The 18298-nt window shown below is 67.8% G+C and carries 17 protein-coding genes; 7 read left to right on the forward strand and 10 right to left on the reverse strand.

The annotated features are described in order from the left end of the window. Window positions 1–76: 76 nt before the first annotated feature. Complete coding sequence (locus AC5P8R_RS17200) at window positions 77–631, reverse strand: hypothetical protein (RefSeq protein WP_169411230.1); 555 nt, start codon at window positions 629–631, stop codon at window positions 77–79. Between the two features lie 106 nt (window positions 632–737). Further along, window positions 738–1064 (reverse strand): low molecular weight protein tyrosine phosphatase family protein, encoded by a 327-nt coding sequence (locus AC5P8R_RS17205; RefSeq protein WP_032960648.1) that lies wholly within the window; start codon window positions 1062–1064, stop codon window positions 738–740. Between the two features lie 109 nt (window positions 1065–1173). Here AC5P8R_RS17205 and AC5P8R_RS17210 point away from each other — a divergent pair, with 109 nt between their 5' ends. Continuing rightward, window positions 1174–1911: a hypothetical protein gene (locus tag AC5P8R_RS17210; protein ID WP_249327265.1), complete on the forward strand. Its 738-nt coding sequence runs from the start codon at window positions 1174–1176 to the stop codon at window positions 1909–1911. Window positions 1912–2015: 104 nt separating this feature from the next. Here the strand turns inward: AC5P8R_RS17210 and uvrD are convergent, their stop codons facing one another. The 6 genes from uvrD to rpmB form a co-directional block, all read right to left on the reverse strand. Continuing rightward, window positions 2016–4208 (reverse strand): DNA helicase II, encoded by a 2193-nt coding sequence (gene uvrD, locus AC5P8R_RS17215; RefSeq protein WP_014648867.1) that lies wholly within the window; start codon window positions 4206–4208, stop codon window positions 2016–2018. 9 nt (window positions 4209–4217) lie between these two features. Next, entirely contained in the window at window positions 4218–5639 is a 1422-nt protein-coding gene (locus AC5P8R_RS17220; protein WP_329890437.1) for an FAD/NAD(P)-binding protein, read from the reverse strand. 45 nt (window positions 5640–5684) lie between these two features. Then, window positions 5685–7103: a cardiolipin synthase gene (gene cls / locus AC5P8R_RS17225; RefSeq protein WP_014648869.1), complete on the reverse strand. Its 1419-nt coding sequence runs from the start codon at window positions 7101–7103 to the stop codon at window positions 5685–5687. Window positions 7104–7228: 125 nt separating this feature from the next. After that, window positions 7229–7477 carry a hypothetical protein gene (locus AC5P8R_RS17230; protein WP_049442085.1) on the reverse strand — a complete coding sequence of 83 codons (249 nt, stop codon included), beginning with the start codon at window positions 7475–7477 and terminating at the stop codon, window positions 7229–7231. Window positions 7478–7952: 475 nt separating this feature from the next. After that, window positions 7953–8120, reverse strand: a complete 168-nt coding sequence (rpmG, locus tag AC5P8R_RS17235; RefSeq protein WP_169411268.1) for a 50S ribosomal protein L33 — start codon at window positions 8118–8120, stop codon at window positions 7953–7955. Between the two features lie 10 nt (window positions 8121–8130). Further along, window positions 8131–8367: a 50S ribosomal protein L28 gene (rpmB, locus tag AC5P8R_RS17240; RefSeq protein ID WP_005411638.1), complete on the reverse strand. Its 237-nt coding sequence runs from the start codon at window positions 8365–8367 to the stop codon at window positions 8131–8133. A 280-nt stretch (window positions 8368–8647) separates the two neighbouring features. Between rpmB and AC5P8R_RS17245 the strand changes: the two genes are divergently transcribed. Further along, complete coding sequence (locus AC5P8R_RS17245; protein WP_049442086.1) at window positions 8648–9862, forward strand: glycosyltransferase; 1215 nt, start codon at window positions 8648–8650, stop codon at window positions 9860–9862. Between the two features lie 13 nt (window positions 9863–9875). On the opposite strand, the gene dnaQ is transcribed toward AC5P8R_RS17245, so the two are convergent. Next, window positions 9876–10385 (reverse strand): DNA polymerase III subunit epsilon, encoded by a 510-nt coding sequence (gene dnaQ, locus AC5P8R_RS17250; protein ID WP_014648871.1) that lies wholly within the window; start codon window positions 10383–10385, stop codon window positions 9876–9878. Window positions 10386–10531: 146 nt separating this feature from the next. Beyond that, entirely contained in the window at window positions 10532–11425 is an 894-nt protein-coding gene (locus AC5P8R_RS17255) for a LysR family transcriptional regulator (protein ID WP_046433244.1), read from the reverse strand. Between the two features lie 108 nt (window positions 11426–11533). Between AC5P8R_RS17255 and AC5P8R_RS17260 the strand changes: the two genes are divergently transcribed. The 5 genes from AC5P8R_RS17260 (at window position 11534) to AC5P8R_RS17280 (ending at window position 18225) form a co-directional block, all read left to right on the forward strand. Next, complete coding sequence (locus tag AC5P8R_RS17260; RefSeq protein ID WP_495223663.1) at window positions 11534–11923, forward strand: RidA family protein; 390 nt, start codon at window positions 11534–11536, stop codon at window positions 11921–11923. 237 nt (window positions 11924–12160) lie between these two features. Next, window positions 12161–12493 carry a hypothetical protein gene (locus AC5P8R_RS17265; protein WP_014648874.1) on the forward strand — a complete coding sequence of 111 codons (333 nt, stop codon included), beginning with the start codon at window positions 12161–12163 and terminating at the stop codon, window positions 12491–12493. A gap of 56 nt (window positions 12494–12549) precedes the next feature. Further along, window positions 12550–13803 (forward strand): TolC family protein, encoded by a 1254-nt coding sequence (locus AC5P8R_RS17270; protein WP_014648875.1) that lies wholly within the window; start codon window positions 12550–12552, stop codon window positions 13801–13803. After that, window positions 13800–15005 carry an efflux RND transporter periplasmic adaptor subunit gene (locus AC5P8R_RS17275; protein WP_014648876.1) on the forward strand — a complete coding sequence of 402 codons (1206 nt, stop codon included), beginning with the start codon at window positions 13800–13802 and terminating at the stop codon, window positions 15003–15005. Before AC5P8R_RS17270 ends, AC5P8R_RS17275 begins: the two co-directional genes overlap by 4 nt. A gap of 10 nt (window positions 15006–15015) precedes the next feature. After that, window positions 15016–18225 (forward strand): efflux RND transporter permease subunit, encoded by a 3210-nt coding sequence (locus AC5P8R_RS17280; RefSeq protein ID WP_049442091.1) that lies wholly within the window; start codon window positions 15016–15018, stop codon window positions 18223–18225. Window positions 18226–18298 lie beyond the last annotated feature (73 nt).

Consider the following 18298-nt stretch of genomic DNA (forward strand, 5'->3'; position numbering starts at 1 on the left):
CCGGCACCCTTCGGGCCGTCGCAAGCGACGTTGGCAGCGGCTCCTGCCGCTACCTTCGGCTCTACAACAACGTCGCTCAGGCGATCTGCACCACGCGCGCGTTCTGGCACAGCGGGTAGCTGGCCACGAACTCGTCAATCGCATCGCGCATCGCCTCGAACGATTGGCCGTACATGTACAGCGCGGTCTCGGTCGGGCCCTGCCACCAGCTGCAGATCTCGCCCAGGCCGTCGATGTTCCCGGACAGCTGCTCGAACACGTGGTTGGAATCGCACTGTTCGTAGACCTCGTCCGGCAGGTTCAGGCCATCCAGGTAGATGCCCAGGCCTTCGGTCACGCCGAAGCTGCGGTCGGCTTCACCCGCGCCCTGCAGCTGCGAACCCTTCGGTGCACCCAACTGCTCCAGCAGGTCGATCAGCTTCGGCACGCCAGCCGCATCGACCAGCGCCACTTCGATATCGCCGTATTCGACCTCACCCAGGTCGGACATCGCGGTGCCGCCGCCGGTCAGCTCGCCCACCTGGGCCGCCTGCAGCAGCGCGTCGAGCGGATCCTCGAACAGTTCGTGGCGGTGCTCCGGCTGCAGCCGGGCGTTCAACTTCACGGTGACGTGCAGCGTGGGTTCGGTCATGGGGGCGTTCCTGGAAGAAGTGCCACCTATTGTAGAGCCGAGCCCATGCTCGGCTGCTTCTGGCCGGAAAAGCAGCCGAGCATGGGCTCGGCTCTACAACAGCCTGTCAACGCAGGAACGGCGTGACCTTGCGCTTCAGCAGTTCCACCAGCACCGGGTCCATGTACTCGTAGTCATCCGGAATATCCAGGCAGATCACCCGCTTGCCGTTCAACCAGGCCTTGTAGCGGCTGGACAGCCGGTTGCGGTGGGCGCGCTCCATCACGAACACGATATCGGCCCACTGCAGCAGCTCGGGGCTGAGCACTTCCTCGGCGTCGGCCAGCAGCCCGGCCGAGGCGGTCTCGATGCCCGGCCAATCGGCGAATACCTGCTCGGCCGTCGGGCTGCGCAGGCGGTTCTGGCTGCAGAGGAAGAGCACATTGCGGGTCATGAGCGCAGCCTAATCGGGGTCGGATCCCTTTTCCAACGGAAAAGGGCTCTGACCCCACTCAGGTACATTCGGACAAGTTGCATGGCCGGAAAACACTCGAAAGACCATCATGGGCCTTTCCACCGTCCAGATGCCCATGATCACCAAGGATGACCTGTTAACGACGTTCGCAGAGGTAGCCGAGGCGCACGACTGCTACTTCAGCAAGTACGTAGTCGCGACGTACGTGCTCTATTGCTGCATCAGAAATGCCAAGGAACATGACCTCGCGATCGCGTCCAAAAATGTCGATGATCCGGAGTTCGCCGCCAGCGTTGTGCTGAACGCGCCGCCCCGTCTTTCACATGATGGGCCAACGATCTTTGAAATTCCTTCCAACGCCTATGGGTTCACTCATGCGATGGTGGTTCCCAGCACTTATCACGGGCTTCTGAATGGGATCGAGAAGCGCACGGGTCTGTTCCTGTGCCTGCCGATCTTCCGGTGTGAGTTCAACGGCAACGAATCAGCAGAGGATTTCAGGTGGTCCACACATCACATCGTTGACGTCAACAACTGGCATAGGACCAGGCAGCCGAAGATCAGCGTGTACTTCGACAATCCCCGCACTGGTGGCGGCACGGACAAGGACGGTGCCATTGTGAGCCTGGAGACATTGATAGCGGAGATCGACAACGTTAGCGGAGTGAGCAACGGCTTCATCGAGATCACCAACTACCGCGGCGAAGTGATCGAGGTGTTGTCGCCGGCGGAAGGCCACTACGCGCTGATCCGCAACCGCCAGGATGAAGAAGCGATGGACCGCGCCGGGTTGGTGGCAGCCGTGGAGAAGTTCACCATCGGCTGATAGCCGACCGCTGTTGTAGAGCCGAGCCATGCTCGGCTGGTTTTCCCGCCTGAAGCAGCCGAGCATGGCTCGGCTCTACAGGAATTCCCGCCCCCTGACGGTGATCAGATCACCGTCAGGTTGGCGTAGGCCATCACCAGCCACTTGCTGCCGGCATCAGCAAACTCGACCTGCACGCGGGCGTGCGCGCCGCTGCCTTCGTAGTCGGTCACCATGCCTTCGCCGAACTTGGGATGGGTAACCAGCGCACCGAGCTTGACCGGCGGCGCCTCGATCGAGGCATGGCCCATCACCCGGCTGGCGCCCATCGAAGCCGGGCGCGAGACCTGCACCTTCGGGCGCACTTCGTGCAGCAGTTCGCGCGGAATCTCGCGCAGGAAGCGTGACGGCAGGCTGTAGTTGTCCTGGCCGTGGATGCGGCGCGATTCGGCATAGCTCAGCACCAGCTTCTGGCGCGCGCGGGTGATGCCGACATAGGCCAGGCGGCGCTCTTCTTCCAGCCGCCCGCTTTCCTCCAGCGAGCGTGCGCTGGGGAACAGGCCTTCTTCCAGGCCGGCCAGGAACACCAGCGGGAATTCCAGGCCCTTGGCCGAGTGCAGGGTCATCAGCTGCACGCCCTCTTCGCCCGCCTGCGCCTGGCCCTCACCGGCCTCCAGCGCGGCATAGGCCAGGAACGCGACCAGCTCGTCCATGTCCTCGCCCACTTCCTCGATGTCGTCGGCCCGGCGCACGAAGCGCGAGGCCACCGAGACCAGTTCGTCGAGGTTGTCGGTGCGCGACTCCGAGTCCAGCGCGTTGCGGCTTTCCTTGCTCCAGTGCTCGCGCAGCTGCGAGCGGGCCAGCACGTGGTCCACGCGCTCGGCCAGGGTCATGTGCACGGTCTGCGCCTGCAGCTCGTTGACCAGCCCCAGGAAGCCGGCCAGCGCATTGCGCGCGCGTGCGGCCAGCGCGTTGCCCTGGGTGACCAGCATCGTTGCTTCCCACAGCGAGATACCCTGCGCGCGCGCCTCGCGGCGCACTTCGTCCAGCGTGCGGTCGCCGATGCCCCGGGTGGGGGTGTTGACCGCGCGCTCGAACGCGGCGTCATCGTTGCGGTTGGACAGCAGGCGCAGGTAGGCCAGCGCGTCCTTGATTTCGGCACGCTCGAAGAAGCGCATGCCGCCATACACGCGGTATGGCACCTGCTCGCTCAGCAGCGCTTCTTCCAGCGCGCGCGACTGCGCGTTGCTGCGGTAGAGCACGGCCACTTCGGTGTAGCTGCCACCGTCGCGCACCCACTGGCGGGCACGCTCGACGATGTAGCGTGCCTCGTCCATCTCGTTGTACGCGGCGTACAGGTCGATCGGCTCGCCGTCACCGCTGTCGGTCCACAGCTGCTTGCCGATGCGATCCGGGTTGTGCGCGATCACCGCGTTGGCAGCGCCGAGGATGTTGGCGGTGGAGCGGTAGTTCTGCTCCAGGCGGATGGTCTGCGCGCCCGGGAAATCGCGCAGGAAGCCCTGCACGTTCTCGACCTTGGCGCCGCGCCAGCCGTAGATGGCCTGGTCATCGTCGCCGACCACGAACACGTGGCCGGAATCGCCGGCCAGCACGCGCACGAAGGCGTACTGGATGGCATTGGTGTCCTGGAACTCGTCCACCAGGATCTCGCGGAAGCGGGCGCGGTAGTGCGACAGCAGCGCCGGGTTGTCGCGCAGCAGTTCGTGCGCGCGCAGCAGCAGCTCGGCGAAGTCGACCAGGCCGGCGCGGTCGCAGCGCGCCTGGTACTCGATGTAGGCCTGGCGCATGGTTTCCAGCCACGCGTCGTGCGGTTCGGGCTGGATGTGCTGCGGGCGGCGGCCCTCGTCCTTCTGCGCGTTGATCCACCACGCGATCTGCTTGGGCGGGTACTTGCCGTCGTCCAGCTCCAGCGCCTGCACCACGCGCTTGACCAGCCGCAGCTGGTCGTCCGAATCCATCACCTGGAAGCCTTCGGGCAGCTTCGCATCCTGCCAGTGCAGGCGCAGCAGGCGGTTGGCCAGGCCGTGGAAGGTACCGATCCACATGCCACGGCTGCCATGGGGCAGCTGTGCGTCGATGCGGTGGCGCATCTCGCCGGCCGCCTTGTTGGTGAAAGTCACCGCGAAAATGCCGTGGGTCGGCACGCCGTCGACTTCATGCAGCCAGGCGATGCGGTGGGTGAGTACGCGGGTCTTGCCGGAACCGGCACCGGCCAGCACCAGGTGGTGGCCGGGGGGAGCGGAGACGGCTTCGCGCTGGGCCGGGTTCAGGCCATCAAGCAGGTGGGAGACATCCATGCCCCCATTTTACGGCATCGCCGTCGCGGCTCCTGCGACCACCTGGGTGGCCAGTGCCTGCGCCTGCTGACGCAGTTCAGGCACCGCCAGGCTTTCCCACAGGCTGCCGATGCGCAGGCTGCCGAGTACGCCCAGCCGCGCCTGCGGCTGGCCACCGGCGGCACGCAGGCGGTCGCCCGGCACCGTGCTGTCCAGACCCAGCCCGTGCGGGCCGGGGCGGGCCAGGCCATCGCTCTGCAGCTGCTGCAGCAAGGGATTGCGCAGCGCGCTGGCGCGGGTTTCCACGCCGGTGGCGTTGATCACCCCGCTGATCGTCCACTGCTGATCATTGCCGGTGGCATCGCGGCCCGACAGCCGCAGGGCATCGCCTTCGCGGCCGACGCGTTGCAGGCGGGACCGGTGAATACGCAGTTGGCCGCTTTCGATCAGCGCCTGCAGCTGTGCGTCGACCTCTTCGGCGATGCGGTGGCGATGCACGTCCCAGTAGCGCACCACATGGCGCAGGAAGCGGCGCTGGTCGGCCGCGTCGAGGCTGCACCACAGTGCCTGCCCGTGCGGACGGATGCGGTCCATCACCCCCTGCCACGGCAGGCCATCGGCCTGCGCCTGGCGCGCGAACCCGCGCAACGCGCGCAGGCGCTGGCGCAGGCTCATCGGCAGCAGCGCAGCCGGGTCGAACGAGGGCGGGCCGCCATGCGCATGCGGCAACGGCAGCAGGCCATGGCGCGAGATCACGTGCAGCGGGCCGGTGTGGCCGGCTGCAACCAGCGCCAGCACGGTGTCGGCCATGCTCAGGCCGGAGCCGACGATGGCCACGGCCTGCTCACCGGCCAGGGTGCGTATGCCGTCGTAGTCCCAGGCCTCGATCACGTCATCGGCGGGCAGTGCCTCGGCACCGGCTACCGGCAGCGGCCGCATGCTGTTGCCGGTGGCGAGCACTGCCTGTGCGGCGTGCAGCGTCTGGCCATCGCCGAGTGCCAGCTGGTAGCCGTGGTCATCCGGCTGCAGGCCCAGTACCGGCTGCGCGATCACCTGCAGCTGTGCCGGGCTGGCCGCGGCGGCCTCCTGCAGGCGCCGCTGCAGGTACGCTGCAAAGTAGTGGCGGCACACGTAACGCTCGCCCAGCACCTCGCGCGCCTCGCCCGGGTAGGCGTTGGCGGCCATCAGGTAGTCGAGGAAATCGCCGGGCTGGTCGGCAAACGCACTCATCTTCGCCGCCGGCACGTTCAGCAGGTGCTCCGGCCACGGCGTGGCATAGGCGATGCCCTGCGCCAGCTGCGAAGCCGGTTCGAAGATGGCCAGCGCCAGCGGCGCCTGGGCCTGGCGCAACACCTGGATCGCCACCAGCACCCCGGCCGCACCACCACCGATGATTGCCAGGTCCAGTTCGCCATTACGCGGTGAATCAGTCATGCGCCGATTGTAGGCCATCGGCGATGACGGGCCGGATTGCCGAAGCGGGCGGTTGCCGCCGTTTCACATCAACGCATCGGCCAGCCGTGCGATGCCTTCGCGGCTGCGCCGCCACGTGGGACGGCTGCGCCACTGCTGCAGGTCCAGCTGCCGCGACTCGCGCAGGTAGCCATCCTCGATCGCGCACAGCTGCTGCACCAGCGCACGGTCGTAGCAGACCAGGCCGATTTCGGCATTCAGTGCGAACGAGCGGATATCCATGTTGATCGAGCCGAGCACGGCGATGTCCTCGTCCACGCTCATGTGCTTGGCGTGCAGGAACTGCGGCTCGTACAGCGCGATGCGCACGCCACAGCGCAGCAGCTCGTCGTAGTAGGCCTCCTGCGCCCACGACGTCAGCCGCTGGTTGTTGCTGGCCGAGAGGATCAGCTGCACCTGCACGCCGGACAAGGCCGCAATGCGCAAGGCGCTGAGCGTGGCTTCGTCGGGCACGAAATACGGGGTGACCATCACCAGCCGGCGCCGCGCCAGGTGGATCAGCGCCGCCACCGCATCGCGTGCGTTGCTGTAGGGATAGGCGGGGCCGCTGGGCAGCAACTGGGTGGCGATGTCGTCGCTGCACTCGGGCACATCGGCGATCACGTCCAGGCGCTGGCCGGTTTCCATGTACCAGTCGCTGGCGAACACCGCTTCCAGATGCGCCACCGCCGGGCCGCGCACGCGCGCCACCAGCTCGCGGTTCGGGTGGCCAGGCACGAACTGCGGGCCGGCCAGGTTCTGCGAACCGACATAGGCCACTTCGTTGTCGATCACCGCGATCTTGCGATGGTTGCGCAGGTCCATGCGCCCGCTGCGGCGCCAGCGCAGGCCACCGGGCAGCATCGCGCGCACTTCGATGTCGCGCGCCTGCAGGCGCTTGCGATAGGCACGCAGGCCGCGCTTGGCGCCCACCGCGTCGAGCAGCACGCGGCACTGCACGCCACGTGCAGCCGCACGCTGCAGGGCCTCGACGATCGCCTCGCCCACCGCGTCGTCGAACATCAGGTAGTACAGCAGGTGCACGCGGTCTTCGGCCTGGTCGATGTCGGCGATCAGCGTGTGCAGTGATTCGTCGTAGTCGGTCAGCAGATCGACGGCGTTGCCGTGCACCGGCATGAAGTCGCCCTGGCGCTGCACCAGCGGCACGATCTCGGCGCTGGCGGTGTCCGGCTGCGGTGTCCAGCGCAGGCGATGCTGCAGCGCCTGTTCCTCGCGGATGACCTGCGAGGCCTCGGCCTGGCGGCGGATGCGCTCGCGCGACAGCCATGGGTGGCCGAACAGCAGGTACAGCGGCAGGCCCAGCAGCGGCACGAAGCCGACCAGCAGCAGCCAGCTACGCGCCGCCCCCGGCGTGGTGCGGGTGGGGATCCAGCACAGTGCAACCAGCCGGATCAGCCAGTCGATCAGCAGCAGGTACGAACCCAGCAACCACTCGAACAGCATCGTGTCGCCCGTCGGGAGGTGATGGGCCATTCTGCCCACCGGCCCTTGTGGAGTCGAGCCGCGCTCGACGGCCTTCCGGTCCGACCGCACAGCAGCCGAGCGTGGGCTCGGCTCTACAGGATGGATCAATGCCGCACCGGCACCTCGCACAGCTGCCGCACCGTGTCGGCATGGCGGCGGCCGTTGAGCGCCATGCAGGCGATCGCCTGTGCGGCCCGCTCCAGCTGCGCCTCGGGCAGCGGCGACGGCGCGCCGTTGGCCAGTGCCAGATGGTGGTCGCACAGCAGCAGCGCCATGCCCTCGATGCCTTGCAGCATGCGCTGCAGGCGCAGCCAGCCCAGTTCCAGGTCCTGCCGGTGTGATGGGGTGTTCATGCAACCTCCTTCAACGGATCTGGCCACCGTGAAGGTGGCGGACGATGCGTGGTTGCAATACCGGGAACGGTAGCCACCAAACCGGCGGGCGCGAGGCCCCCACGCACCGTCCGCCATAGAGGCAGATGGGTCGCCCGCCGTCGGCGGAGCTTTCCGGCAACGGCGGGCGAGTTTACTGGCTACCGATTCGACGGGATTGCAAGCCCGACCACTGCAACCGCAGCGGCCAGCCATCATGGGCACGGCGGGGCCCGTCGTTCCAATCGATTTGAACCGCGCGAGGCGGCAGAACCGGTAGGAACAATCACTTATCGCATTCGGCCCTTCACCTCAGGCAGGGTGCCATTGGCGACAGCGTGCGCAGGGAGTGCGGCAGTGCCGACCAAGGTCGGCCGCTACCGAAGTCTGCACGCCAGGCATGAAAAAACCCGCCACAAGGGCGGGTTTCTTCGCGGGGACCAGCAATCCTTGCGGATTACTTGATCTTGCCTTCCTTGTACAGGACGTGCTTGCGCACGACCGGATCGTACTTCAGGAATTCCATCTTCCCCGGGGTGTTCTTCTTGTTCTTGTCGGTCGTGTAGAAGTGGCCGGTACCGGCCGAGGAAATCATACGGACCTTATCGCGCTTGCCTGCCATGATGCTTTACTCCTCAGACCTTTTCGCCGCGCGCACGCAGCTCAGCCAGAACGGAATCGATGCCGTTCTTGTCGATGGTGCGCAGTGCATGCGCGGAAACACGAAGCTTGACCCAGCGGTTCTCGCTGGCCACCCAGAAACGGCGCTCGTGCAGATTCGGCAGGAAACGACGACGGGTCTTGTTGTTGGCGTGCGAGACGTTGTTACCCGTCTGCACTCGCTTGCCGGAAACCTGGCATACGCGGGACATTGCGCACCTCGATAGTAGTAGTTGTCAGCCCGTAGCCCGGGCGACGGCGGCCTCGATGGTTGCCCACCACACGTCAAGAGAATCAAAGGGTTACGCTGGCGTTGGGCGGCCGGGGACGTGCTCCCGGGGGCGCCGCCCGGTAGAAAACCGGACACAGCGAGCCGCGCATTATGCACGGGTTCAAACACTTGCGCAAGTTACCCACAGGCGGGGACTGGACCGGCGGGGCGGGGGGACTTCGCCAACCGGCATACTGGCCCGGATCACTGCGGAGCTTTCCATGCGGCTGCTGGCCCTGACCTACGGAACCGAAGGCGATACGCGTCCGCTGGCCATGCTCTGCCATGGGCTGATCAGCGCAGGCCACGCGGTGACACTGCTGGCCGATGGCGGCACCCTGGGCAGCGCGCAGGCCCTGGATGTGCCCCACGCGGCCCTTGAGGGTGACATCCATGACGAAGTGGTCGCCCTTGTCTCGCGGGGCAACGGTGTTGCCGCCGCCAGTACCGGTCTGGCACGGATGGCGCTGCAGCATGTCAGCGGCTGGATGCGCCAGGCCGATGCCGCCGCCGAAGGCTGCGATGCGATTCTGACCGGCGGACTGGCGGCCCTTGTCGGCATGAGCGTGGGCGAACGTCGGGGTCTGCCGGTCATCGGCACCGGCATGATTCCGCTGACCCCGACGCGGGCCTTCCGCTCTCCGTTCCTGCCGCCCGGACGCTCGCCGGGCTGGTTGAACCGGGCCAGTTACGGGTGGGTCAACGGCCTGATCTGGCGCCAGTTCCGTCGGCCGATCAACGCGGCACGCCAGCAACTGGGGCAATCGCCGCGTCGCGCGCTGTGGTCCGGCCTGCCGATGCTCTATGGCATCTCGCCGCAGCTGCTGCCGCCACCGGCGGACTGGCCGGTCGACCACATCGCCTGTGGCCAATGGCGGCTTCCTGATGCGCCCTGGACGCCGCCAGCCGATCTGCAGGCCTTCCTCGATGCCGGGCCGCCGCCGGTCTATCTGGGCTTTGGCAGCATGACCGGATTCGATCGCGAGCGCGTGCTGCCGGCCCTGCTGCAGGCGCTGGCACCGCGCCGGGTGCTGCTGTTTCCAGGGTGGGCCGGATTGCCGACGGGTGCGCTGCCAGCAGATGTGTTCGTGCTCGGCCCGACGCCACACGAAGCACTGTTCCCGCATTGCGCACTCGCCATCCACCATGGTGGCAGCGGCACCACGCATTCGGCCTGCCGCGCCGGCATTCCCTCGCTGGTGATGCCGTTCGCCGCGGATCAGTTCTTCTGGGCCGATCGCCTGTATCGGTTGGGCGTGGCACCGGCACCGTTGTCACCGAAGCGACTGGATGCAGCAACGCTGGCGGCAGCCATCACCTTCGTTGAAACCGACGCAACACGCGCACGCGCGGCGGCCCTGGGCGTGGCGATGGGCCATGAGGACGGGGTGGCCTGTGGCGTGGCGATGATCGAGCGCTGGTTACGGCCGGTGTAACAGCGGCCAGGCCTCAGCGCAGGTGCGGGATCACCTGCGCCAGCAGATGGGCATCCTTGAGCGCGCCGTGCAGGCCGCGCTGGCTGGGAATGCGCAGGCGCTGCAGCACATCATCGAGCTTGTTGCCCTGGCCGGGCCAGCGCCCGCGCGCCAGCTTCAGGCTGCAGGTGATGCGGCAATGCTGGGCCAGCGTGCCGGGAATACCGGACAGACGCAGCTCGTTGTCCAGGAAGCCCACATCGAAGGTGGCGTTGTGCGCGACCATCTCGCTGCCGCGCAGGAAGTCCAGCAGTTCGGCGGCCTTGCTGGAAAACAGTGGCTTGCCCACCAGCATCGCATCACTGATGCCGTGCACGCGCTGTGCACCCCAGTCGACCCTGCGCTGCGGCTGCAGGTAGGTGTGGAACTGGCGGCCGGTGAGCTGGCCATCGATCAGTTCGACGGCACCGATTTCGATCACCCGGTGCCCCAGGCGGTGGGAGATGCCGGTGGTTTCGGTATCCAGTGCGACGATGCGACTCATGCGTGGCGATGTTTCCTGTTACGTGCTGTAGTGATTTTCGCATGCCGGTAGAGCCGGGCCCACGCCCGGCTGGCGCGCGTAGCGCGGGCTTGGTGATGCCAGAAGCAGCCGAGCGTGGGCTCGGCTCTACAGATGCGCGCGCGCGATCAACCCAACGCCTCCACCACCCAATCGATGAACACCCGCAGCCGCTGGCTCATGTGCCGGTTCGGCGGGAACATCACATGCATCGGCATCGGCGGCAGCTGCCAGTCCGGCAACACCGGCAACAGCTCGCCGCGCGCCACGTGCGGCTCGGCCATGTAGCTGGGCAGCGCCACCACGCCCAACCCCGCCAACGCAGCGGCCAGATAGGCGTTTCCATCATCGAAGCCGACCGTATAGCGGCCCTGCACCTCAACGCGTTCATCGCCGCGCTGTGCAATGAACACGCGTGCGCGGCCACTGCGCGGGCTGAGGAAGCCAACCATGTGGTGATCGGGCCCTTGCAGCGCGCGCGGATCGGTCGGCAGGCCGAAACGCTGCACATAGCCGGGGCTGGCGTGGAAGCCGATCGGCAGCGCCGCCAGCGGCCGCGCTACCAGTGCCGGGTCGGCCGGGGTGCCACCCCGGATCACGCAGTCGACGTTGTCGGCGATGACATCGACCTCGCGGTCACTCACGCCGATGTCCAGCTGGATCTCCGGGTAGCGCGCCTGGAAATCCGGCAACGCCGGCACCAGCCGCAGCCGCGCGTACGGCCCGGGCACATCCACGCGCAGGCGTCCGCGCGGCTGGCTGGCCGCGTCACCCAGCCCGCCTTCCACCTCTTCCAGCTCGGCCAGCAGGCGGGCGATGCGCGGGTAGTAGGCCGCGCCGTCGGCGGTGACGCTGACCCGGCGCGTGGTGCGGTTGAGCAGGCGCAGCCGCAGGTGTGCCTCCAGTTGCTGCACCAGCTGGGTGGCCGTGGTGCGGCTGATCTGCAGGGTCTGCGCGGCGCGGGTGAAGCTGCCGGTTTCCACCACCCGGGCAAAGGCCCGCATCGCCTCGAAACGGTCCATGGCGGGCCATGATTGTTTGGAATTGACAATCAATCTAGGCCGATCATCGCGGTTTATCCAGACAGCGCTGACGGGGAGGATGGCGTTCTCTCCCACGGGATCTTCCCCATGTCACAGCGTGATGTCGTTTTCCCCGCCGGCCGCCAGGCCCTGTACGAGCGCAACCGCTACTCGCCTGCGATCCGTTCCAACGGCTTCCTGTTCGTATCCGGCCAGGTCGGCAGCCGTGAGGACGGCTCGCCCGAGCCAGACTTCGAAACGCAGGTGCGCCGCGCTTTCGAGAATCTCAATGCGGTGTTGGCTCCTGCCGGCTGCACGTTCGATGACGTGATCGACGTGACCGTGTTCCTGGTCGATCCAGAGAAGAACTTTGAGAAGGCCTGGGCAATCGTGCCGGAGTATTGGGGCGAGGCGCCGCACCCGACCCTGACCGGTATCGGCGTGACCTGGCTGTATGGGTTCCAGTTCGAGATCAAGGTGATCGCGAAGCTGCCGTGATACGGGTAGTGCCGGCCGCTGGCGGCAACGCGGTGGGGTCGAAAAGCGTGTCGACCAAGGTCGACACCTACCAGAGCACATGTGCGCGCACCCGAACGATGTGGTGGGGTCAGAGCCCTTTCCGGAGGAAAGGGATCCGACCCCGCGCCCGGCCCAGCTGAACGGGAGATTCCGACGAATTCCCGAAGCGTCCATTGATATTGTATCCGGCGAAAACCGCTTGCTAGCCTGCCGTCCATGCGCTGGATCACCCGCCACCTCCGTTCGACCCTGCTGATGCTGCTGATGGCGGCATTCGTGGTCGTGCCGGTGGCCGACGCGCTGGCCTGCACGGTGGAACCGCATGCCAGCACGGTGCATGTGGAGTCCGCACCGGATGCCGATGGCGATGCCGACGGCAAGCACGTCGGTGCCTGTGGCCACAACCACTGCCACCACTCCAATCTGAGCCTGCCGGCCAGTACCTTCGCCGCCTTCGGTGCGCCGCTTCCGGCGCGCTGGATGAATGCCGGCGACGCGGCGACCTATGCGGTCGCCCAGGATGAACTGACGCGTCCTCCCCGGGCGTGAGTTGAGCGCGTCCCGCATTCGCGGGCTTCGGTTCCCCTCACCTCCGGAAATTCTTCATGTCGACCCTGACACGTCGGCCGCTGCGTGCGGCCGGGCGGGTCGTCGCCGTGTTGCTGGGCCTGGCCCCGGCGGCATCGGTGATGGCGCAAGCCGCCCCTTCCTACGACACCCTGCTTGAACGCCTGGACCAGCTGCCCGGCACCCGCGTCGGTGCGGCGCTGGCCGAGGCCGCCGACGCGCGCGCCGACCAGGCCCGTGCGTTGCCCAACCCTTCCCTCTCTTACTCCGCCGAAAACGCCTGGGGCACCGGCTCCTATGGCGGCATGGGCAAGGCCGATACCGTGCTCACCCTGTCCCAGCCGCTGGAGGTCTGGGGCCAGCGTGGCGCGCGTGTCCGTGCCGCCCGTGCCGAGGCACAGGCCGCCAACCTGCGTGGTGCCCAAAGCCGCAGCGACGTGGCCAGCCAGCTGGCGGTGGTCTATGCACAGGCGGAAAGTGCACTGCGCCGCTACACCCTGGCCGAAGAAGCACTGAGCCTCACCCGCGCTGACGCCAACGCGGTCAACGCGATGGTCAAGCAGGGCCGCGAGCCGCAGCTGCGCGCCGTGCAGGCGCAGAGCGAAGTCGCCAACGCCAGCGCCGCGCTGGATGAGGCGCAGGCCTTCCGCGATGCCGCGCTGGCCCGCCTGGCCGGTGCCGCGCTGCTGGATGCGCCGGTGCAGTCGATCGGCGACAGCCTGCTCGACCGCGCGCCGCCGTTGCCACGCGGTGCCACCGATACCGCGCTGGCGGTGCGCATCGCCGAAGCCGAAGCGGATGCGGCGGGCAAGCTGGTCGACGTGGAGCGCAAGCGCGCCCTGCCCGACCTGAGCGTCACTGCCGCGCAGACCCGCTTCCGCGAGGGGGGCGAGCGCGCCTACAACCTCGGGGTCAGCCTCAGCATCCCGCTGTTCGACCGCAACCGCGGGGGCATACGCGCCGCCAATGCCGACCAGCGCGCGGCCGAGGCACGCCTGGACCAGCGGCGCCGCGACAGCGAGGCGGCACGCCTCTCCGCGGTGGCCGGTTTGAAGGCCGCCGGCAGCCGTACCCGCGCCGCCGATGAAAGCGTGGTCGCCGCCGAAGAGGCGTATCGCCTGGCCCGCATCGGCTTCGACGCCGGGCGCATCTCGCAGCTGGAACTGCGCAGCACGCGCAGCGCCCTCATCGCCGCCCGCGGCACCGCCGTGGATGCGCGCCTGTCGCGCGTCGCCGCGGAAATCGATCTTGCCCGCCTTGAAGGGCGCGCACCTTTTGTGGAGGTCCCATGACGCTCTCCCGTACTTTCCCGCTGATCGGCGGCGTGCTGCTGGCCGCGCTGCTGGCCGGCTGCGCTGGCAACGCGCAGACACCTGCCAATGAAGACCCGGCTGCGGCCAAGGCCGGCACCGACGATGGCCACGGCCATGCCGCCGACAGCAAGGCGGCCAAGGCCGAATCCGCAAAGGCGCCCGCCGATGGCGATGAGGGTGTCGTGCAGCTGACTCCTGAGCAGATCAAGGCGTCCGGTATCGAAGTGGTCGCGGTCGGTCGTGGTGGCGGTAGCTCCACGCGCCTGTCCGGCCGGGTCGAACCGTCGGTCGGTGCACGCGCCTCGGTGGCGTCGACCGTGACCGGCCGCGTCGAACGCGTGCTGGTCGCACCGGGCACCGCGGTGAAGCAGAACCAGGCACTGGCGATCGTGGTCAGCGGCGAAGCGGCGGTGTTCCGCGCCAATGCGCTGGCCGCCTCGGCCGAAGCCGAGGCCGCGCGCTTGGCCTATGGTCGCGACAAGGCGCTGGTCGACCAGGGCGTGGTCGCCCGCCAGGAGATGGAAGCCTCGCGCGCACGGTCGCTGGCAGCACAGGCCCAGGCCGCTGCCGCGCAGGCCCAGGCCGCTGCCAACGGTGCGCCCGATGCCAGTGGCCGCGTGCGCATCACCAGCCCGGTGGCCGGCATCGTCGGCAACGTGCAGGTCACTCCGGGCGGTGTAGTCGCCGCCGGCAGTGCAGTCGCCGATGTCGCCGACCCGACAATGAACGAGCTGGTGTTCACCGCACCGCCGGCGCTGGCCGCACAGGTCACGCCCGGCATGACGCTGGAAGTGAGCGTGCCGGGTGGCAGCTTCACCGCCACCGTCACCGGTTCGGCCGCCGATGTGCGCCAGCAGGGCGGCGTCGCGGTGATCCGCGCCACCCCGGTGGATGCGTCGCTGCCGCCGGCCGGTTCGCCGGTCTCGGCCGTGGTGGTCACCGAAGGCCAGGACGGTTCGCTCAGCGTCCCGGCCGATGCAGTGCAGAACGTTGATGGCAGCAGCGCGGTGTTTGTCGCCGTCGAAGGTGGCTTCAAGGCGCAGCCGGTGCTGGCCGGGCGCCGTGCCGGTGACCGCATCGAGATCCTCGCTGGGCTGACCGGCAGCGAGCGCATCGTCGGTGCCAATGCCTTCCTGCTCAAGGCCGAGCTGGCCAAGGGCGAAGCCGAGCACGGCCACTGAGGAGGCGACCATGTTCAAGCTGATCATTGAAACAGCGGTGCGCCACCGCTGGCTGGTGGTGTTCATGGCCGCACTGATCGCCGCGGTGGGCCTGTTCCAGCTGGGCAAGCTGCCGATCGACGCGGTGCCGGACATCACCAACCGTCAGGTACAGATCAACACGGTGGCACCGGCGCTGACACCGGAGCAGATCGAGCGGCAGGTGACCTACCCGCTGGAAACCGCGCTGGCCGGCATCCCCGGCCTGACCACCACGCGTTCGCTGTCGCGCAATGGTTTCTCGCAGGTCACCGCGATCTTCACCGATGCCACCGACATCTACTTCGCCCGCCAGCAGGTGGCCGAACGCATGCGCGAGGCATCGGAAGACCTGCCCGATGGTGCATCACCGATGCTGTCGCCGGTCACCACCGGCCTTGGCGAGGTGCTGATGTGGACGGTGGACTTCACCGCGTTCGATCCGGCCAAACTGGCCAAACCCGATGAAGCGGGCTGGCAGGCCGGCGAGGTCTACCGCACACCGGAAGGCAACCTGCTGCGTACGCCCGAAGAACGTGCGACCTACCTGCGCACCGTGCAGGACTGGATCATCGCGCCGCAGATGCGTTCCAGCCCGGGGCTGGCCGGCGTCGATACGGTCGGCGGCTACGTGAAGGAATACGGCGTGCATCCGGACAGCGCCAGACTGGCCGCGCATGGCCTCGGCCTGGCCGACCTGGTCACTGCGCTGCAGCGTTCCAACGTGCAGGCCGGTGCCGGCTTCGTACAGCGTGCCGGCGAGGGCCTGGTGGTACGTGCCGACGGCCTGGCGCTGACCACCGACGACCTGGCACAGGCCCCGGTGGCGACCCGCAATGGCGTGGTGGTACGCGTAGCCGATGTGGCCACGGTGGAACTGAGCCGCGCGCCGCGGCTGGGTGCGGCCAGCCGCAACGGCCATGAAGCCGTGCTGGGCACCGCGCTGATGATTGCCGGTGGCAACAGCCGCACCGTGGCCCAGGCAGCGGCCGCGCGCCTGGAACAGGTAAACAAGTCACTGCCGGCCGACATCGTGGCGGCACCGGTGCTGGACCGCAGCGTGCTGGTCAATTCCACCATCAAGACCGTCGCCAGGAACCTCACCGAGGGCGCGCTGCTGGTGGTGGTGGTGCTGTTCCTGCTGCTGGGCAACCTGCGTGCGGCAACGATCACCGCGCTGGTGATTCCGCTGTCGTTCCTGTTCGCAGTGATCGGCATGAACCGCTTCGGCATCAGTGGCAACCTGATGAGCCTGGGTGCGCTGGACTTCGGCATCCTGGTGGACGGTGCGGTGATCGTGGTCGAGTCGACACTGCTGATGCTGGGCCAGCGCCGCGCCGAACTGGGCCGTGCGCTGACCGCGATGGAACGCCTGCGCGTAGCCGCCGATTCGGCCATTAAGATGGCGCGCCCTGCGGCCTTCGGCCAGCTGATCATCCTGCTGGTGTTCGCGCCGATCCTCACGCTGGAGGGCGTGGAGGGCAAGACGTTCCACCCGATGGCGGCCACGTTCATGCTGGCCCTGGTCGGTGCCTTCCTGTTTTCCTTCACCTTCGTGCCGGCGATGGCCGCGCTGCTGGTGCGCGAGCCCAAGGTGAAGGACGGCGATGCGCACGCGGACGACGGCGAGCACGAAACCAGGCTGATCCGCGTGCTGCGTGCGCGCATCGAACCGGTGGTGCGCAAGGCCGTGGCACATCCGCGCACGGTGCTGGCCGGTGCGGTGATGATGGTGGTGGTGGGCATCGGCGCGTTCTCGCTGCTGGGCCGCGAGTTCATGCCGACCCTGGATGAAGGCAACGTGGCGATGCAGGCCCTGCGCGTGCCATCGACCTCGCTGGAGCAGTCACTGGCAATGCAGCTGGCGCTGGAAAAGGCGATTGCCAAGCAGCCGGAAGTGGAAACCGTGTTCTCGCGCACCGGTACCGCCGAGGCGGCGATCGACCCGATGCCGACCAACATTTCCGACAGCGTGATCGTGTTGAAGCCACGCAAGGACTGGCCCGATCCGACGCTGGCCAAGGACGCACTGGTGGCGCGCTTCGAGAAACTGGCCGGGCAGCAGCTGGGCAACAGCTTCGAGTTCAGCCAGCCGATCGAGCTGCGCTTCAACGAACTGATTTCCGGCGTGCGTACCGACCTGGCCGTAATGATCTTCGGTGATGACTTCAGCCAGCTGCAGAAGGTGGCCGACCAGGTGGCGTTGAAGCTGCGTGCGGTGGATGGCGCGGCCGACGTGCGGGTAGAACAGATCTCCGGCCTGCCCACGCTCAACGTGGCGATCGACCACGTGGCGGCGGCACAGTACGGGTTGAGCGCTGCAGATGTGAGTGATGCGCTGTCCACCGGCATCGGCGGTACCACGGCCGGCAAGATCTTCGAAGGCGACCGCCGCTTCAACGTGGTGGTGCGCCTGGACGATGCCTCGCGCAACGATCCGGACCAGCTGGCCTCGCTGCCGATCGCCACGCCATCGGGGCTCGTGATTCCGTTGTCGTCGGTGGCGCGCATTACCGTGAGCGAAGGGCCGAACCAGATCAGCCGCAACAACGGCAGCCGCCGCGTGGTGGTGCAGGCCAACGTGCGCGGTCGCGATCTGGGCGGCTTCGTCGGCGAGGCGCAGGCCGCGGTGGCCGACGTGGCGCTGCCGCCGGGCGCCTACCTGACCTGGGGCGGTCAGTTCGAGAACCTGCAGCGCGCGGAGAAGCGGTTGGCAACCGTGGTGCCGGTGGTGTTCCTGCTGATCGGCAGCCTGCTGTTCATGGCCCTGCGCAGCGGCAAGGAAGCCATTCTGGTGTTCAGCTGCGTGCCGTTGGCGCTGGTCGGTGGCATCCTCGCGCTGCTGCTGCGAGGCATGCCATTCTCGGTATCGGCGGCAGTTGGCTTCATCGCCGTCTCCGGCGTGGCCACGTTGAACGGCCTGGTGCTGATGCAGGCGATCCGCGAACGCCTGGACGCCGGCGACCTGCCGCTGCAGGCAGCAATCAACGGTGCCTCCAGCCGCATCCGCGCGGTGCTGACCACGGCGCTGGTGGCGATCGTCGGCTTCATCCCGATGGCGATTGCCAGCGGTTCCGGTGCGGAGGTGCAGAAGCCGCTGGCCACGGTGGTGATCGGTGGCCTGATCACCGCCACCGTGCTGACCCTGCTGGTGCTGCCGACCTTCGCAGCACGGGTGGCCAAGCCGCGGCCGGTGGGGTGAGGCGAGAGGGGGTCGGAGCCCTTTCCACAGGAAAGGGATCCGACCCCGTGACCGGGTCGGGTTGCCGGCCAGC

The sequence above is a fragment of the Stenotrophomonas sp. YJH_SMC_73 genome (genome assembly GCF_059370155.1).

Bases quoted from the DNA above. Each gene is read 5' to 3' on its own strand.
- AC5P8R_RS17205 (WP_032960648.1), bottom strand. From the start codon at position 1,064: ATGACCCGCAATGTGCTCTTCCTCTGCAGCCAGAACCGCCTGCGCAGC.
- AC5P8R_RS17270 (WP_014648875.1), top strand. From the start codon at position 12,550: ATGTCGACCCTGACACGTCGGCCGCTGCGTGCGGCCGGGCGGGTCGTC.
- AC5P8R_RS17265 (WP_014648874.1), top strand. From the start codon at position 12,161: ATGCGCTGGATCACCCGCCACCTCCGTTCGACCCTGCTGATGCTGCTG.
- AC5P8R_RS17220 (WP_329890437.1), bottom strand. From the start codon at position 5,639: ATGGCCTACAATCGGCGCATGACTGATTCACCGCGTAATGGCGAACTG.
- rpmB (WP_005411638.1), bottom strand. From the start codon at position 8,367: ATGTCCCGCGTATGCCAGGTTTCCGGCAAGCGAGTGCAGACGGGTAAC.
- AC5P8R_RS17260 (WP_495223663.1), top strand. From the start codon at position 11,534: ATGTCACAGCGTGATGTCGTTTTCCCCGCCGGCCGCCAGGCCCTGTAC.
- AC5P8R_RS17280 (WP_049442091.1), top strand. From the start codon at position 15,016: ATGTTCAAGCTGATCATTGAAACAGCGGTGCGCCACCGCTGGCTGGTG.
- cls (WP_014648869.1), bottom strand. From the start codon at position 7,103: ATGCTGTTCGAGTGGTTGCTGGGTTCGTACCTGCTGCTGATCGACTGG.
- uvrD (WP_014648867.1), bottom strand. From the start codon at position 4,208: ATGGATGTCTCCCACCTGCTTGATGGCCTGAACCCGGCCCAGCGCGAA.
- AC5P8R_RS17245 (WP_049442086.1), top strand. From the start codon at position 8,648: ATGCGGCTGCTGGCCCTGACCTACGGAACCGAAGGCGATACGCGTCCG.
- dnaQ (WP_014648871.1), bottom strand. From the start codon at position 10,385: ATGAGTCGCATCGTCGCACTGGATACCGAAACCACCGGCATCTCCCAC.
- AC5P8R_RS17210 (WP_249327265.1), top strand. From the start codon at position 1,174: ATGGGCCTTTCCACCGTCCAGATGCCCATGATCACCAAGGATGACCTG.
- AC5P8R_RS17230 (WP_049442085.1), bottom strand. From the start codon at position 7,477: ATGAACACCCCATCACACCGGCAGGACCTGGAACTGGGCTGGCTGCGC.
- AC5P8R_RS17200 (WP_169411230.1), bottom strand. From the start codon at position 631: ATGACCGAACCCACGCTGCACGTCACCGTGAAGTTGAACGCCCGGCTG.
- AC5P8R_RS17255 (WP_046433244.1), bottom strand. From the start codon at position 11,425: ATGGACCGTTTCGAGGCGATGCGGGCCTTTGCCCGGGTGGTGGAAACC.
- AC5P8R_RS17275 (WP_014648876.1), top strand. From the start codon at position 13,800: ATGACGCTCTCCCGTACTTTCCCGCTGATCGGCGGCGTGCTGCTGGCC.